The 16833-nt window shown below is 66.3% G+C and carries 16 protein-coding genes; 4 read left to right on the top strand and 12 right to left on the bottom strand.

Going from position 1 to position 16833, the window contains the following annotated elements; translation table 11 throughout:
- Positions 1-228: 228 nt before the first annotated feature.
- The gene (locus tag EP7_RS06080; protein WP_463526852.1) at positions 229-1089 is read left to right on the top strand and encodes a hypothetical protein; all 861 of its coding nucleotides are present in this window, start codon (positions 229-231) and stop codon (positions 1087-1089) included.
- Positions 1089-2231, top strand: a complete 1143-nt coding sequence (gene thiO / locus EP7_RS06075; protein WP_463526850.1) for a glycine oxidase ThiO — start codon at positions 1089-1091, stop codon at positions 2229-2231. The genes EP7_RS06080 and thiO overlap by 1 nt, the downstream gene beginning before the upstream one ends.
- 28 nt (positions 2232-2259) lie before the next feature.
- Here the strand turns inward: thiO and EP7_RS06070 are convergent, their stop codons facing one another.
- The 4 genes from EP7_RS06070 to EP7_RS06055 form a co-directional block, all read right to left on the bottom strand.
- Complete coding sequence (locus EP7_RS06070; protein ID WP_463526848.1) at positions 2260-2976, bottom strand: hypothetical protein; 717 nt, start codon at positions 2974-2976, stop codon at positions 2260-2262.
- 114 nt (positions 2977-3090) lie between these two features.
- Complete coding sequence (locus EP7_RS06065) at positions 3091-3780, bottom strand: metal-dependent transcriptional regulator (RefSeq protein WP_463526846.1); 690 nt, start codon at positions 3778-3780, stop codon at positions 3091-3093.
- Positions 3781-3841: 61 nt separating this feature from the next.
- Positions 3842-5119: a class I SAM-dependent rRNA methyltransferase gene (locus EP7_RS06060; protein WP_463526844.1), complete on the bottom strand. Its 1278-nt coding sequence runs from the start codon at positions 5117-5119 to the stop codon at positions 3842-3844.
- Positions 5120-5236: 117 nt separating this feature from the next.
- Positions 5237-5554 (bottom strand): hypothetical protein, encoded by a 318-nt coding sequence (locus EP7_RS06055; protein WP_463526842.1) that lies wholly within the window; start codon positions 5552-5554, stop codon positions 5237-5239.
- A gap of 116 nt (positions 5555-5670) precedes the next feature.
- Here EP7_RS06055 and EP7_RS06050 point away from each other — a divergent pair, with 116 nt between their 5' ends.
- Entirely contained in the window at positions 5671-6051 is a 381-nt protein-coding gene (locus tag EP7_RS06050) for an ATP-dependent Clp protease adaptor ClpS (RefSeq protein ID WP_463526840.1), read from the top strand.
- Here EP7_RS06050 and EP7_RS06045 read toward each other — a convergent pair.
- From EP7_RS06045 to EP7_RS06010, 8 genes are all read right to left on the bottom strand, one after another.
- A complete protein-coding gene (locus EP7_RS06045; protein WP_463526838.1) occupies positions 6024-6587 on the bottom strand; it encodes a hypothetical protein in 564 nt (187 codons plus the stop codon). The genes EP7_RS06050 and EP7_RS06045 overlap by 28 nt on opposite strands.
- A gap of 111 nt (positions 6588-6698) precedes the next feature.
- Positions 6699-7187: a hypothetical protein gene (locus tag EP7_RS06040; RefSeq protein ID WP_463526836.1), complete on the bottom strand. Its 489-nt coding sequence runs from the start codon at positions 7185-7187 to the stop codon at positions 6699-6701.
- A gap of 27 nt (positions 7188-7214) precedes the next feature.
- Positions 7215-7742, bottom strand: a complete 528-nt coding sequence (locus tag EP7_RS06035; protein ID WP_463526834.1) for a hypothetical protein — start codon at positions 7740-7742, stop codon at positions 7215-7217.
- Positions 7743-7794: 52 nt separating this feature from the next.
- On the bottom strand, positions 7795-8661 hold the full coding sequence (locus EP7_RS06030; protein WP_463526832.1) for an NAD-dependent epimerase/dehydratase family protein: 867 nt from the start codon (positions 8659-8661) through the stop codon (positions 7795-7797).
- A gap of 3 nt (positions 8662-8664) precedes the next feature.
- Positions 8665-9141: a Holliday junction resolvase RuvX gene (gene ruvX / locus EP7_RS06025; protein ID WP_463526830.1), complete on the bottom strand. Its 477-nt coding sequence runs from the start codon at positions 9139-9141 to the stop codon at positions 8665-8667.
- A 31-nt stretch (positions 9142-9172) separates the two neighbouring features.
- Complete coding sequence (locus EP7_RS06020) at positions 9173-10252, bottom strand: mannose-1-phosphate guanylyltransferase (RefSeq protein ID WP_463526828.1); 1080 nt, start codon at positions 10250-10252, stop codon at positions 9173-9175.
- 61 nt (positions 10253-10313) lie between these two features.
- Entirely contained in the window at positions 10314-11738 is a 1425-nt protein-coding gene (locus EP7_RS06015) for a UTP--glucose-1-phosphate uridylyltransferase (protein WP_463526826.1), read from the bottom strand.
- 20 nt (positions 11739-11758) lie between these two features.
- Entirely contained in the window at positions 11759-12562 is an 804-nt protein-coding gene (locus EP7_RS06010; RefSeq protein WP_463526824.1) for an MBL fold metallo-hydrolase, read from the bottom strand.
- A 496-nt stretch (positions 12563-13058) separates the two neighbouring features.
- On the opposite strand from EP7_RS06010, the gene secA reads away from it, so the two are divergent.
- A complete protein-coding gene (gene secA / locus EP7_RS06005) occupies positions 13059-16691 on the top strand; it encodes a preprotein translocase subunit SecA (protein WP_463526822.1) in 3633 nt (1210 codons plus the stop codon).
- Positions 16692-16833 lie beyond the last annotated feature (142 nt).

The raw sequence follows: 16833 nt of genomic DNA, 5'->3' as shown, positions 1-16833 counted from the left end.
CCTTCGTCCTTGACGAGACCGGGGCGGACTTGCGGGCTTTCCATGGGATGTCGACCTGCGCATCGTTGAGGAAGTCCGGTCCGATCCGGCCGGAGTCGCCCCCAATGTGACCGCTCGAAGGGCCGCCCACAAGGGCCAGCCGACGGGGCTCGGTTGACCGGGACTCATCAGATTGGGTCTGATAGCGGAGGGGCGTCATCCGGCGCCAGGCGTCGAGGGGAAGAATCGTTGAATACGACGGCAGTCACAGCAGTCTGGCTGGCCCTGGTCGCTTCGCCGGGCGTCGCCGATGACAAGGTCAAGCTCGAACGCGCCGGGACCCTGAAACACCCGGCCATCCGCGAGGCCTCGGGCCTGGCCCGCAGCCGCCGTCACCCCGGGGTCTTCTGGGTTATCAATGACTCGGGCAACCCCCCGGCCCTCTTCGCCGTGCGGGCCGACGGGTCCTTGATCCGCGAATATGCCGTCGAAGCGCCGAATGTCGACTGGGAAGAGCTGATCGTCGACGACCGCGGATCGATCTGGATCGGCGACATCGGCAACAACGGCGGAGCCCTGGCGAATCGTGCCATCTATCGTATCGACGAGCCCGACCCCGCCCTGCCCGCCCCCGAAGGCCCCCTGCCCGTCCGCGAGGCGATCCACTACGCATTCGACGGCGGCAAGAAGAATCGCTTCGATGCCGAAGCCTTCTACCTCGACGGCACCTCGATCATCCTGATCACCAAGCAATTCGACCGCCGCGACGCGGTCCTGTTCAGGATCCCGATGACCCCGACCGGCCCCTCGAAGCCCGCGATCCCGGTGAGGCTCGGCAAGCTTGAAGGGTTCGAGGACGCGGCGACCGGCTGCTCGCTCTCGGATGACGGGCGACGGCTGGCCGTGTGCTGGATGGGGGGAGTGCGGGTCTATGATCGCGGGCTCGACGGCACGCTGACGCCGCACAGGTCGCTCCGATTCATCGTCCTGGATCAGATCGAATCGATCAGCTGGGACGGGGCCGACCTGCTGCTCGCGGGCGAATTTCGCGGTGTCTATCGAATCAAGGAAGCGACCTGGCAGGCCGCCAGGGCGCGGGCCGGGAAGTAATGGACGAATCCACTGAGGTCGTGATCGTAGGCGGCGGGGTGATCGGGCTGTCGATCGCCTACGAGCTGGCACGTCGCGGACACCGCTCGACGGTCGTCGAATCGCAGGCGATGGGCCGCGCGGCATCGTGGGCCGGCGCCGGAATGATCGCCCCGGAGCAGACCAATCCCAGAATCAACCCAATCGCGGCGCTGCGGGCGCGATCCGCGGCCCTGTTCCCGGCCTGGACGGAATGGCTGCGGGCCGAGACGGGCATCGACAACGGATATCGCCGGACGGGCGGCGTGGACGTCGCGATCACCGACCGCGATGAGCTCGACCTGAAGACCACGGCAGGCCGATGGAGGGTCGAGGGGATCGCCTACGAGCGGCTCGTTCCGTCCGAGTTTCACCGGGTCGAACCCGGCCTCGGCCCGTCGATCCGCCTCGCGTACTTCCTGCCCGATCGCGCCCAGATCCGTAACCCGAGGCACGTCCGGGCGCTCGTCGAGGCCTGCCGCGCGAGGGGCGTGACGCTGCTTGAAGGTCGGGCCGTCACCGGATTCCGTCGCGTCGGAGGTCGAGTGACGGGCGTCGAAACGAGCGAAGCCACGATCCCGTGCGGCGCGGCGATCGTCTCCGCTGGCGCCTGGTCCGAGGCCCTGCTCGCGGGGGTCGGGGCCCAGGTACCGACGCCGCCCCTGAAGGGGCAGATCGTCATGTTCCGCGGTGAAACACCGGCGCTACGTCGGATCGTCGAGCACGGCAAGCACTACCTCATCCCCCGCGACGACGGCCGGACGCTGATGGGTGCCACCGAGGAAGACGCGGGCTTCGACATCGAATCGACCGAGCCCGAGGTCAGGTCGCTCATCGAGCAGGCTCTGATCCTCTGCCCCGCGCTGGCCCACGCCGAGGTCGAGACGTCGTGGGCAGGGCTGAGACCGGGAAGTGTCGACACCAGGCCCTATCTCGGGCCGGTCCCGGGGCTCTCGAACCTGTACGTCGCCACCGGGCACAAGCGGGCCGGGTTGCAACAATCCCCGGCCACCGCGGAGATCCTCGCCGACCTGGTGCTGGGCCTGGAGCCCGCGATCGACCTGGAGCCGTTCCGGGTCGGCCGCGAGCCATCGGCCAGTGTCGAGGAGGCGATCCGCTCCTGATCGCCATCGCGATTCCGCGAAACATCCCTCAGAAGGGGAGCCCGGAGCGGATGAGCGTGCCGGTGATGATCATGCGGAAGGATCCCGTGGTCCCGCCGTTACGGGGTCCCTTGGGGAAATACCGCAGCTCGACGGTCCCCTGCCCGGTCGCGTTGTTGTAGGCGCCGCTGCTGGTGGGGTCGACAACCCAGGTCAGCTTCGTGGGCGTGGGCAGGTTGGTATCTCCGACGGTGCCCTCGACTCGCAGGATGAGCTGGCCCGTGACGCTGATCGATCGAGGATTCAACTCGACGATCCCCTGGGCGAAGCCGGGGTTCGTCGCGGAGGGCTTGGGTGTCGACAGGATCGCCAGGGTTGACCCCTTGAGGATATTGGTCCAAGCGCCATTGGCGGCCAGCCTGGTGGTGGCGGCGAGTTCGCTCGTCCGCCCGCCGACACTGTCGTAGTTGCCCGCGAACTTGGCGACGAACGCGTTCCGGCTCGCCTCGTGCCGGGTGGGCACGCCCACGCCGCCGGCGATGACGGCGGGGTCAACCCCGGTGGAGAGAGCCGTGCCCAGAATACCCCCGCTCTGGGGGAAGCCCGCGGCGGCCTGGGCCCTCGTCTGCGTGGGGGCCTGAACCTGGGCCTGCTTGATACCGGTGACCGTGGAGAGGAGCAGGCGCCCCTCGCAAGGTTCAATGCCAGGCTTGCGACGCTTCGACAGCCGGCTCGGCCCGCCGGAATTCCCAACCGCACCATCCATGATGGCTTCCTCCCGACGACCGGATCCACCGAGGCTCACCCGTCTCGGGCGACGACCTCTCGACTCCGATTTCATCGGTGCCCCGGACGCGCCCTCGGAGCGAATTCGCCGCGATCAGCCGGCGGCGGTGGGGCCTGTGCCGTCGATTGGGGAGACAAGGACTTTGCCGGCGATGTCGACGCCCATCGCGATCGGCTGATCCCTCAGGACGATCACGACCGCCCCCGCCTCGGGCCGATTTTCGAGCAACGTCCCCTCGACGCCGATCTCGACGCCGCACTCGGTCAGGTATCGCAGGAAGGCCGGGTGCTGATCGACGACCCGGACCACCCGGAACCGGCTGCCGCGTGCCAGCTGGACCAGGGCCTCGCAGGTCGGCTCGTTGAGGGTCCCATCGGCCTGAGGGATCGGGTCGCCGTGGGGGTCGACGGCCGGGTAGCCGAGGAAGGCGTCCATCCGGTCGACCAGGCGATCGGAGACGGCGTGCTCCAGGTTCTCGGCCTCGTCGTGCAGCTCGTCCCAGGACATTTGCAGGGTCCGCGCCAGGAAGAGCTCGACCAGGCGATGACGGCGAATCACCGCCAGAGCCAGCCGGCGGCCGCTGCTCGTGAGCTGCGCGCCTTCGTACGGCGTATAGGTGGCGAGGTCGGACTCCGAGAGCGTCTTGAGCATCCCTGTGACGGTGCCCGGCGAGACGTCGAGCGCATTGGCAAGCTCGCCCGTGCCAACGGTCGGCCGGCCAGACTCTCGTGAGGAGATCTGAAAGATCATCTTCACGTAATTTTCGACCGTCAGACTAGGCATTGCCACCCCCCCTGCCTTGTCCAGGCCGGATGAGCTCTCGTCGACCGTTTCCGCGATGTGATCATTCCGCGTCGCCGTCGCCCTCGGCATTGCCGTCGCGGTCACTCTCGGGGCTGAAGGCCATTCCGGGCGGGGCGAACTTGTCGCCCATCCGCAGCCAGGCCGCCTTGAGATAGGCCCCTTCGAGCGCATCGAGGCCGACCGGATGATCGGGCGCCGCGCCTGTCATCGCCAGGACTTGCACCCCTCGGCCCGCCTTGCGCGCCGCGGCGCGGAGCAGGTAGAGGAATTCCTCCGGCGAGAGCAGGCCCGAGCATGAGCAGGTCAGAAGCAAGCCGCCCTGCTCGACCAACCCCATCGCCAGCACGTTCAGGTCGAAGTATTTCCGCTTGCCGCTGGAAATGTCCAGCCGGCCCGGGATCAGCTTGGGCGGATCGAGAACCACCACGCCGTACTGCTTCTGGTTCATGCCCATCTGACGCATGTAGCCGAAGGCGTCGGCATGCACCAGCGTGGGCTTGACGTTGTTGGCGTTGGCGTTGTCGCGAGCCATCGCGATCGCACGCTCGTCGAGGTCGACGCACGTCACATCCTTCGCCTTGCCCGCGGCAAGGGCGCTGATGCCGAATCCGCCGGTGTAGCAGCAGAGGTCGAGCACCGATCGGTCGACCGTAAACTTCGCAAGGTCGCGGCGGTTGTCCCGCTGATCGCAGAAGAAGCCGGTCTTGTGCGAGTGCTCGAACAGCACCCGATAGCGCAGGCCGTTCTCCTTGATCGTGACTTTCGGTGGCACCCTCGGGGTGGCGGCGGGGCGGCCCGGGAAGTCTTCGGCCAGGGCAATGCGCTCGTCGACCTGGACCCGGGCGTGCTTCGTCCCCAGCCGGTCGGCGATCAGACGCAGGATCGCGCCACTACGCTGGTACATCCCCAGGCTGTAAATCTCGGCGGAGAGCACGTCGTCGTAACGGTCGACGATCAGGCCGGAGAGGCCGTCGGCCTCGGCGTGGATCACCCGATAGGCGTTCGTCTGGGCGTCGAGCCCCAGCATGTTCTTGCGAAGGTCGATGGCGCGGTCGACGCGATCGACCCAGAAGTCGGTCGCGGGCGGGGTTTCCGCACGGGAGAGAATCCTCAGAGCGATCTGCGATCGGGCGTTCCAGAGGGCATAGCCGATCGGATGCTCGTCGCGGTCGACAACCCGGACGATGTCCCCGTCGCGCGGACGAGCAGACCCGGTCGGTCCCAGGACCATCTTCTTGTAGACGAACGGGTGGAAGCCGTTCGCCCGGATGGCCACGCTGATCGGGGTGATTTCCTGCTCGAGCCCGCGGTCGGGCAATGGGGCGACATCGGGCGCGTCATTCGGGACGCGCGGCGGGCGACTCATGGGCGCAGGGCACACGGGCAAGGTCCGGGGTCGAGGCGGCGGTTGGGATCAGGGGAGGTCGGCTCGGGGTCAATCGTCCAGGTCGTCGGAATCGTCGTCGACCGTCCCCACCTCGTTGCGGGCGATCCGCCGGAGCCGGACCAGGAGCGACGTGGCATAGCGCTGGACGGCCAGTTGCTTGGTCATCACCGGCTCGCTGGCCGCTTCGTAAGGGATCTCGGAGAGTTGCTTGTGGGTCGCGGCCAGAGATTGCCAACCCGCCCGGGAAATCCGGACGAGCGAGTCGGGGTCTCCCTTGGCCAGTCGCATCGCTTGCCGGACCTTCTTCATCCCCGCCTGGGCGGCCTGCAAATGCCGCAAGGCGGTACCGCTAGTCATCTCGGGCATCGATACCTCGGGCCGGCTCGGACCGTCCCCTTCAAATTTTACCTACCGCACGTTCATTCGTCCGACTATTCTAAAGGAGGGCGGCCCCCGTGTCCAATTCCTCCGAGGCTTCGGCCATGAGCGACGCTTACGAAACCGAAGAAGCGGGCGGCGAGACCCAGACGGTCGTCCGCACCCTGACCCGGCCCAAGGCGGCGACCGACCAGGAAACCAGGACACGTCGCCAGCCACCGTACAACGTGATCATCCTCAACGACGAGGAACACACGTTCGAATATGTCATCGACCTGCTGACGAAGCTGTTCGCCCACCCGCTGGCGACCGCCGAGACCCTGACCTGGCGGATCCACAACACCGGGCGGGCGATCGTCTATACGACGCACAAAGAAAAGGCGGAACTCAAGCGCGAGCAAGTCCTTGCCTGCGGGGCCGACCCGCGCATGAGCGTTTCCAAGGGCCCGCTCGGCTGTTACATCGAGCCGGCGCCCACCGACTGACCGACCGACTTCAGGATCGGACGGACCTGCTCGGCCACCTCGTCGTACAGCTTATCCACGGGGAGGCCGAGATCGCCGACCGCTTCCTTGGCGATCGCGCCGATCCGCTCCATATCCATGCCGACAGCCTCGGCACCCAGCTTCAGGGCGAGATAGTCCTCGGCCACGCCGACCAGGGCATTGGGCACGCCCAGGACGTGGGTCAACGTGCCCCGGATGATCGGGGCGAACGTGCCGACGCCCACCGCGACCGCGGCGCCGACCGCGGCGATCCAGGGATCCGACGACGGATCTTCCTTGCCGAGCTCATTGGCGACGTAGGCACCCGACGCGGCGCGTGGGATCAGCAGCGGCCAGCTCGACCGGCTGGGGACGTAGGGCAGCTTATCGACGACCATCTCCCCCATCGCGGCGATGGCCAGCATCTTGGCCTCGGGCCGGTTGCGAGAGGCGGCTAGCAACGCCGGGCCGAGAGCGGCCTTCAGGCCGCTGACCGCCGCCAGCTTGATCGCACGCTCGAACGTCGTCTGGGACATCGGACGGACTCCTCGACTTGGGGGGCGTGCCCGGCCGTCCGGGCACGCCTTGGGGTCAGCACGCGGCATGCGCGTGCGCTCGGCCCTTCAAGTTAGCAACTCTAGGGCCGTTCAGAAGTCCGTATCGAACCGAACCTTGCGAGGCATTGACCAGGCCCGTTGTTCGCGGTCGAAGAAGGCCCGAGCCTCGGGCTGATCGGTGATGAATAGAATCGTGAAGGCGTACCCCAGGCCCCACCACGCAGTCGGGTCCATCCCGCCTGTGAAGATCAGGTCGAGGGCATCGACCACCAGGATGGTCCAGGCCCAGACACGGTGAAGTGACCGCCCCGAAGGCCTCCCCTCCAGCGTCCTCCAGGCGGCAAAGAACAGGACCAAGCTGAGCATCGACTTGAGGCCGGCCAGGATGATCAGGACTATGCCGAGGGCCAGTCCGACCGCCCCGAACACCGGCCCGCCCAGCCAGCTGAGCGTGCCCAGGCCGATGGCGGCCAGGGCCAGGGCGCCGAAGCCGACCAGCGAAACCAACGACCAGACGAGGCTAATCAGGCCGATCGCGGTGACCGAGCCCGGCTTTTGAATCCATTGACGATCGTTCATCGAAAAACCCTCCCGAGACGGCCCCAATCAGAGTGGGTCCTCCCAAGAGAATTCGTCGTCGGGCTCTAAATGTTCGGTCATCCTTCGGGAACGCTCGGCCTTGGCCAACGAGAGCTGCTCGAAATCGGCGACCAGGGCCGGATGTTCCAGGACGAGGATGACGGTCAAGGAGTAGACGGCGCTCAACCAGTCGGCCGGGAGCCACCGAATGGCGAACATCAGGCCGAAGGCGAAGACTCCGAGGTTGAACCAGGCCCATGCTTGATGCATCAACCGGCCTCGAGGATCGCCCCAGGCGGTCGCCGTCCCCGCCAGGAACAGGAGGATCGCCAGCGGCCCTCGCAACACGAGGAAGAGCTGAGGATCCGCGCCGGCAAGCAGTCGTAGCCAACCGGAGATCCATACCCCGGTCGGTGTGAATGCCGTGGGCATCTGCAAGAGGTTGAACAACACGACCAGGAACGCCATCACCCAGAGGAACGCCAGCGTCATGCTCGTCAGGGCGAGCAGCCTCGACAGCAGCGGACGACGGGCGAGGGTCGAGAAGTCCAGCATCGGCGTCCGCCTCCTGGATCTCTGGGCACGGCCTCACCCGGGTCCGCACGGCTCAGTCCGTCGCTCGCAACGCCGCGGGAACACCGGTCGAGATGTCCGGATAAGTCCAGGATAGTCCGAGCGTCTCCTTGATCTTCCGGCATGACGCACGCTTGTTGGTATCGTCACGCCCTGCCGCCGCGCTTCCCGGCTTGGGCGGGGCGAACGGAGGGGGCGCGACCCCGAGGGCCTGGGCGACCAGCTCATAATACTCGCGCCTCGGGACCGGTCGGTCGTCGGTGGCGACGTACAGGTTTCCGGCTTCCGGCCGATCCAGGGCCGCGATCGCCGCGCTTGCCGCGTCCTCGATGTGGATCATGTTCAGCCACTTCTCGGGGTCGCCGGGGATCGGCTCTCCCTTCTCGATGCTCGCCCGCCGGACCACTCGGCCGGGCCCATACAGCCCCGAGTAACGGAGGATGACCGACGCGAGGTTTGCCCGCCCGCGAACCAGGCCTTCCGCCGCCAGGCAGGCCCGCCCGCTGTCGCCGCGGGGTTCAGGCGGATAGGCCTCGTCTACCCAACCGCCGTCATCCCGACCATAGACGCCCGTCGAGCTGGCGTAGACGAACGTCTTCACCGAGTCGGGCAGGTGCTCGAGCACTCGGGCCAATCCGTCGACATAGACATCCGCGATCGGCACACCGCCGGTCCGGTCGAAACCGACGCAGTGCAGCACTCGATCGACGGCCGGAAGGCCCTTCAGGCTCGACTCGTCCAGGACATCGGCCAGGACCGGCTTGATCCCGAGTGCCTGAAGCTCATCGAAACGGCCGGGCGTCCGGGTCGTGCCGTAGGCGACCTCGCCAAGCTCGGCGAGGCGACGGCCAACTCGGATTCCCAGATAGCCGCAACCGACGATGAGCGTGGAGCGGGCCATTCGTCAGCCTTCATCGGGAATGGGCTGATCCATCAACGAGGTGGCGGTCGCCTCGTCCAAGGGGCAGCCGGCGTCGAGGTAATTCTGGAGCAAGATCCGGGCCGCCAGCATGTCGCGCAACTCTTGACGCTTCTTCGCCTTCAATCCGGCCGCCCTCAGCGTCTCCTCGGCCTCGACCGAGGTATATCGCTCATCGTAATAGGAGACAGGCAGGCCGGTGATCCCGGCGATCCAGGTGCCCCAGGCACGGGCGGCCTTAGCCAGGTCTCCTTCGCCTCCGCCGGTGTGCAGCGGCAGGCCGACGACGATACGATCGACGTCATTGTCGGCCACGATCTGGCGGAAGTGGCGGGCATCCTGGGTCAGGTCGCGTCGATGATAGACCTCGACCGGAGTGGCCAACAAATGACGAGGGTCGCTGACGGCGACGCCCACCCGTCGGGTGCCGAAGTCGAGGCCCAGGATGCGTGTCATGCTCATCTCAGGTCCTCCTCCCGTGTCGGTTTCGGGGTCAGAGGATGTCACCCAGGCCGGCCGCGCCCAAACCCTCAACCAGGCTTTTCAGCTTGTCGAGCTGGTCGATCCTGGCCACGAGGGTCGCTCCCCCCGACTGGACGACGACCAGATCCTCGACACCCAGGGTGGCGATCAAGGCGCCATCATCGGCGACGAGGATTGAGCCCCTGGTGTCGCGGGCCAGGACGCGCCCCTGAATGGTGTTCCCGTGCTCGTCGGGCTGGACCAGGGCGGTCAAGGCCCGCCAGTCGCCGACGTCGTTCCAGTCGTAGATGACCTCGAGCACCCGGACGTTGGAGGCCTTCTCCATGACGGCCTTGTCGATCGGGATCTTCTCCAACGCGGGGAACTCGCGGGCGATGACGGCCGCCTCGTCGGCGGTGCCGAGGGCCCGGCCGATCCGCTCCAAGCCTTTGGCCATCTCGGGCTTATGCGTGGCGAGGGCGTCCAGAATCGCGCGGGCCCGCCAGACGAAGATGCCCGAGTTCCAGGCGAAATTTCCGGCAGCCACGAACGATTCGGCGGTGGCCGCGTCGGGCTTCTCGCGGAACTGGATGACCCGGTTCAGGGCGATCCCGCCGGGCTGGCCGAGCAGCTCTCCTCGTTCGATGTAGCCGTAGCCGGTCTCGGGCCGGGTGGGCCGGATGCCGAAGGTGACGAACGCGGTTGGGTCGGCGTCGATGACGTCCAGGGCCGCGCGAACGGTCTTGCGGAAGGTCTCGGCCGGCGCGATGACGTGATCGGCGGGCATCACGATCATGGTGGCGTCGGGGTCGGAGGCGGCCACGATGGTGGCGGCCAGGCCGACGCACGCCGCGGTGTCTCGCGGGCAGGGCTCGCAGACGATGTTTGAAGCCGGCAGGTCGGGAAGCTGACCGCGGCTGGCCTCGGCCTGGTCGGCCCCCGTGATGATCCAGGTCCGCTCCGGGGCAGTCAGCGGGGCGATCCGCTCCACGGTCTGCTGGAGCATCGTCGAATCGCCGTGCAGCCTCAGGAGCTGCTTCGGTCGATTGCGGCGACTCTTGGGCCAGAACCGGGTCCCGCTCCCTCCGGCCATCACGACGGCGTGCAACATGGTCGTCTCGATCTCCGGCGCAAGGGCGTTTGGTTAAAGGAGAGCACGCCCTTGGCGCGGCTTATTTGAGATATAGGGGGGCGTCAACGATGAGCCCGTGGGCAAGCTTGGCCTTGAGCTCGGCGGAGTCGAGCGCGAAGTTGGGGCTGATCTCAATCGGGAACGCGGCCGAGCCGTCGGGACGCCGAGAGACGTGGGCACCTGCGGCCTCGAGCCAGGCGGCGAAGAGGTCGCTCATGCGCTGGCGGACCGTCGTGGGCGACTCGGTGCCGGTGGCGTTCTTCAGCGGTTCGAACTCGACGGCCCGATCGGTCTCGACGATGGCGAATCGAGCGGCCAGAGGCAGGGCATCGAAGATGAACGTCTCGAACTTGACCGCGTTGGGGAGGTCGGGCTTCACCTGGTTCCCGGCATCATCGATGAACCCAACCTTCTTGATGGCCCTGTGATAGGGGAGGTGAAGCCCATTGACCAGGCGTTCGACGAAGGACCGCTCGAGGATGTGAACGGCGATGCTGCCGGCCCAGAGCTGGAGCCCGCCGTCGGGGTCTCGACGTTCGGCCAGCTCGTCGGGGAGGTCGGAGTATTCGATCACCTGTGGCTTGCCGTCGACGCTGACGACCACGCCCAGCTTCTCGTCGGGGGCCTGCTTCTCGACGACCTTGAACGACATCTCGGCGTTCGCGGAGCGGTGCAGGCCGACGAAGGCCGGGTCGGCGATCTTGACGAGCGGGTTGTCGACCTGGAAGTAGAACAGGGTCCGCACGCCCATCGTCCGCATCTCGTCGAGGCAGCTCGGCGATCCGCCGGCACCCTGGGCGGCGAGGGCGGCGAGGGTCCCGCCGTGGCCGTCGGGGCTGAGGGCGAGGTGGCCCTTCTCGGCGAGAAGTACCTTGCCCGTCGCGCGGTCGACGGCCGGCATCTGGCCCTGGACGAAGAACCGGACGTGCTGGAGGCCGAAATCCTTACGCTCTGCGAAGAATGCCACGGTCGCCGCGTTGTTCTCGGGGCTGGTCATCACATAGAGGGGGACGACCCGGCCGTAGCGGCGGCTGAGCGCGGCGACCTTCTCGGCATGGATCTGGAAGAGGCTCGCCTGAGAGACCGGGCCAATCGGGTAAGTCCCCTTAGGCCCTTCGAAACCGAGACGCGTCCCGGATCCGCCGGCGACGACCACCACAGCGACCTCGCCGTTGGCTAGGGCGGTCGAACCGACCTCGGCGATATGACGCCTGGAAACGCGTTCGCCGTCGGTGCGGGGCAGGCGGCTGACCTGGATCGGCTCGATCCGGTCGGACGCGGGCGAGGTCTCGGGCTCGTGCAGGACCAGTTCGTCGACCAGGGTGGTGAGTCGATCGAAGTCGATGGCTTCCAGCTCGGCGGTCAGGCTGTCCCGGGCCGGGCCATCCAGCTCGTCCCACCAGCGTAGGAGGTGACTTTGGCCATTCTTGGCCAGACGAGCGGCGAGCGTGGGGTCGACGGGCATGTGGAACTTGGCTCCGGCTGTCAGAAATCGATCGACAGCCCATCGTAGGCCAGATTGACGCGAGGGGGCAAGTCGAGCTCAGTGGCGTCGTGGTCGAAGGCGTGCGAAAGGTGGGTCAGATAGGTGCGACCCGGCTTCAGTCGTTCCGCCACCGCCAGGGCCTCGCCGAGGCTGAAGTGGGTCGGGTGCGGCTCGAACCGGACGGCGTCGAGGATCAGGACATCCAGCCCTTCGAGCAGCGGCCAGGTCTCGTCGGGAATCCGGCTGACGTCGGTGCAGTACGCCAGGTTGCCGATCCGGAAGCCCAGGACGTCGAACCGGCCATGCACCAGCCTGAGCGGCATGATCCGCTGGCCCAGAACCTCGAACGGCATGCCTGGGGCGATCCGGTGGAACTCCAGCTTGGGCAGGCCGCCTGTTGGCACGCGAGAGGCCCCTTCGGCGAAGGCATAGTGGAAGACCCGGCGGATCGTGTCCTCCACCTCCTGCTCGCAGAAGATGGGCACCGGGCCGCCGATCTGGCGCGGGAAGGGGCGGACGTCGTCGAGACCGAAGAGGTGGTCGGCGTGATTGTGGGTGTAGGCGATCGCGTGGGCGAAGCCAACTCGCTCGCGGACCAGCTGGAGACGCATCTCAGGGCTGGTGTCGATCAGCAGGTCGCCGGCAGGCAGGCGGAACAGGACGCTGGGCCTGGTCCGCTGGTTCCGAGGGTCGTCTGAGAGGCAGACGGCGCAATCGCAACCCAGGACCGGAACTCCGGTGGAGGTGCCGCTGCCCAGAATCGTCAGATGCCTGCGGGACCGATCCACGACCGAGCTCGACACGCCTACCCCTCCCCTGCCCGACAGTCGCCCAGGCCATCCGAGGACAGGCCAGCATGATTGTAGCCTGGCCGTCTCCAGATTGGCACCGAGGTCGTCCCGGGTTCGTTTCGTCTTGGTGTTAGTTGGCGGAATCGATGGTAAAGAATGGTTCAAAGATTCAAGTTCAGGCTGACCAATAATCGTTGCAAGTGGTTATCTACAGATAAGTTAAGTTGATATCCGCGGCGCGAGTACGCGAGATTCCATAGAGCAGCCGCAATACATTGCGTGTTTGCATGAACCATCGGCCGCCACGGAAGTTTGACGAAGTCTCCTAGGATACTAAGTTGGAATTGCGGCGAGAAACCGGCGAGGTCGTGTCAATTTTATGGTGCGACCCCGCCGGCGATGCTGGCCAAGGGCGGCTTGACGGGTCGGGTCGATTCGATTTAAAAGAATCGTAAGACGCGAGTTAGAACGGATCTGAAGGCACCTTCGGTGCGGGGCTTAGGCGGCAATGGAACTGCTCTCGGATCTGTGGGACAAGACGACCGACACGTTCTCGGCACTGTCGGAAGGGGTCTCCGACGGCCTGATCCGACTGTTTGGCAATTCCAACGAGCGGCAGATCCGCCGGATGCGGCCGCTCGTCGCGCAGATCAATACGCTCGAGCCGGAGATGCAGGCCCTCAGCGACGACGAGCTGAAGGGAAAGACCGACCTGTTCCGGGCCAGGCTCAAGCAGGGCGAATCGCTTGATGACCTGCTACCCGAAGCGTTCGCCGTCTGCCGCGAGGGGGGCCGGCGGTTCCTCAAGATGCGGCATTACGACGTCCAGCTCATGGGCGGGATGGTGCTGCACGGCGGCAACATCGCCGAGATGGTCACCGGCGAAGGTAAGACGCTCGTCGCCACGCTGGCCGCCTACCTCAATGCGCTCGAAGGCAAGGGCGTCCACGTCATCACAGTCAATGACTATCTGGCCCGCCGCGACGCCGAGTGGATGAGCCCGCTGTACAACGGCCTGGGCCTGAGCGTCGGCGCGATCCAGTCGGACATGGATCCGGAAGAACGTCGCGACATCTACGATCGCGACATCACCTACGGCACGAACAACGAGTTCGGCTTCGACTACCTGCGCGACAACATGAAGCCCACCGCCGAGCTCCAGGCTCAGGGCGAGCTCAACTACGCGATCATCGACGAAGTCGACAGCATCCTGATCGACGAGGCACGGACCCCGCTCATCATCGCCGGGCCGGCCTTCGACGACGTCAAGAAGTATGCCGAGGCCGACCGGATCTCGCGTCTCCTGCGGGTGAACACCCACTTCGAGATCAAGGAGAAGGAGCGGACCTGCCACCTCAATGATGAAGGGGTGCGCGAGGCCGAGAGGATCGCCGGGATGGAGAGCTTCTACACCCCGGGCAACATGGAGTGGCCGCATCTCATCGACAACTCGCTGAAGGCCCACCACTTGTATCGTCGCGACCGCGACTACATGGTGCAGAACGGCGAGGTCATCATCGTCGACGAGTTCACCGGCCGCTTGATGGTTGGCCGGCAGTGGTCCGACGGCCTGCACCAGGCGGTCGAGGCCAAGGAACGGGTCAAGATCAAGGAAGAGAACCAGACGCTGGCGACGATCACGCTCCAGAACTTCTTCAAGCTCTATAAGAAGCTCTCTGGGATGACCGGCACCGCGATGACCGAGGCGAACGAGTTCTACAAGGTCTACACCCTGGATGTGGTGGCCATCCCCACCAACCGTGGGTTATCGCGCCAGAACTACGCCGACGTGATCTACCGGACCGACAAGGAAAAGTCGCAGGCGATCCTGGAGGAAATCCGCGAGGTGCACGCCACGGGGCGGCCGATTCTCGTGGGGACCACCTCGATCGAGAAGTCCGAGCAGTTGGCCGACATGCTCCAGAAGCACGGGATCCCTCACAAGGTCCTGAACGCCAAGTTCCACGAGAGCGAGGCCGAGATCGTGGCCCAGGCCGGGTCGAAGGGGGCGGTCACGATCGCCACCAACATGGCCGGCCGAGGCACCGACATCATTCTCGGCGGCAACTCGGAGTTCAAAGCCTGGGCTGACCTCAAGGTCTTGAAGGACGAGAACAGCCTGCCGCTGTACCCGACGCGCCTGGAAGTGCCCAAGGACGTCTGGGAGGCGGCCGTCGGCAAATACGAAGGCCCGATGAAGGCCGAAGGGCGCGAGCTGGCCGAGGCCGGCGGCCTGCACATCATCGGCACCGAGCGGCACGAGTCGAGGCGGATCGACAACCAGCTCAGAGGCCGATCGGGACGCCAGGGCGACCCGGGCAGCAGCCGGTTCTTCCTGGCCCTCGACGACGACCTGATGCGCAAGTTCGCCGGCGAGTGGGTCTCGGCCGTCCTGACCCGCCTGGGGATGGAAGAAGGCGAGGCCATCGAGAGCCGAATGGTCAGCCGCCGGATCGAGGGGGCCCAGAAGAAGGTCGAAGAGCGCAACTTCGACGCCCGCAAGAACTTGCTCGAATATGACGAGGTCATGGACGAGCAGCGTAAGCGGGTCTACACGTTCCGCCAGCGTCTGCTGGAAGGGATGCCCCCCAAGGATTCAGTCCTGGAGATGATCGACGGCCAGATCGCCGAGAACGCGGTCCGGTTCCTGGCCGACGACTACGGCCCGTCAAGCTACGCAGAATGGGCGGGCCAGCGTCTGGGTGTCGAGCTGAACGGGCGAGACTACCGGGCGACCCCAGCGGAAGACGCCCACCTCCGCGCCAAGCAAGAGGCCGAGAGCCACGCCGCCGACTCGATCCGCGAGGCGATCGAGGAGAACTTGCCCGACGACGGCGAACCGGGCGAGTGGAACTGGATCGCCCTGGTCGGCTGGGCCAACGCCCGCTATGGCCTGACTTTGAAGGACAAAGACCTCCGCAAGTTCTCCACGACGAGCGGCGGCGAGGCGACCATCGACCGGCCGGCTCTCGAGGAGTTCCTCCAGGCGAGGGCATCCGCCGCGATCGAGGCGACCGACCTTGAACCGGCCAAGGAGTTCCTGGAACCCGACTGGGGTGTGCGTAGCCTGGCCGGTTGGGCGCAACACAAGTTCGGGCTCGTCCTCGACCCGTCTAGCTGGAAGGGCCTGCTCCCCAAGGAGATCATCCGCCGCGTGCAGGCCGAGGCCCGCGCGATGTACGGCCGCAAGGAGGCCGAGTTCCCCGTGCGTGTCGGCCTGACCCGCTTCCTGGTCGAACGGACGCAGTCGCAGAGCCCGCGCTACGACCGCGAAGGGTTGGCCTCCTGGGCCAGCTCGAGGCTGGGGGTTTACGTCGATCCCGAAGAGCTGCGGCCGATGCTGAGGCCCGAGATCGAAGGGCTCCTGCTCAAGCTGGCGCATGAGGGATACAAGGGAACGGCCGTGGCCGAGGAGCTCGACCGCCGCGTCGAAGCCGCCTTCGGGCCCGACGCGACGAAAAACAAGCCCACCTCCAACCTCGACCTGGACGAGCTTGCCCAGCTTTCCGCCTGGGGCAGGCAGGAGCTTGGGGTCGAGACCTCCCCCGACGAGCTGAAGCAGCTCGGCAAGGCCGACGCCCGGGCCAAGTTCCTCGACGGCCTTGATGCGAAGTATCGGCCCGAGATGAGGGAGATGGAGAAGGCCCTGATGCTCCAGATCCTCGACGCGAGCTGGATGGAGCATCTCAGGGCGATGGACCATCTGCGCAGCTCGGTCGGGCTCCGGGGTTATGCCCAGGTCGACCCGAAGGTCGAGTACAAGCGCGAAGGGATGAAGATCTTCGAGGAGATGTGGGCCGGCGTCTCGGACAAGGTGACCGACCTGGTCTTCCGGATCGAGCAGTTCGACCCCGACTTCCTTTCGTACCTGGGCTCGCGCTGGCAGCTCGACAAGGCCCAGACGATCCACGAGCAAGCTCCCTCTCAGGTGGAGACAGCCCCGCCGACGAGTGCGGGCGCGGGAATCAGGGCGACTCAGGAGGCGGCGTCCGCGGCCAGCCAGGAGCCGTCCGAAAAGAAGGCTGAGCCGGTCCGGCACACCGGGCAGAAGGTCGGCCGCAACGACCCCTGCCCCTGTGGGTCGGGTAAAAAGTACAAGTCCTGCTGCATGCGGAAGGGTGCGGCCGTCGATCCTTTCTGACGGCCGACCGATGAATTGGACAGGACGGCCCCCTCGGACTCGATCCGGGCGGGGCCGTCTCGTTCCGACAGGCTTGCCGTAAGTGATTCGCTGACTTGCCGTTACTACATGCAGTCCGCGGCGATCTTGCGTGCGGCCCCTT

This window comes from Isosphaeraceae bacterium EP7 (assembly GCA_038400315.1).
Classification (GTDB): Bacteria; Planctomycetota; Planctomycetia; order Isosphaerales; family Isosphaeraceae; genus EP7.
Note: the sequence above shows the minus strand (reverse complement) of the source record. Positions and strands in the feature narration are given on the sequence as shown.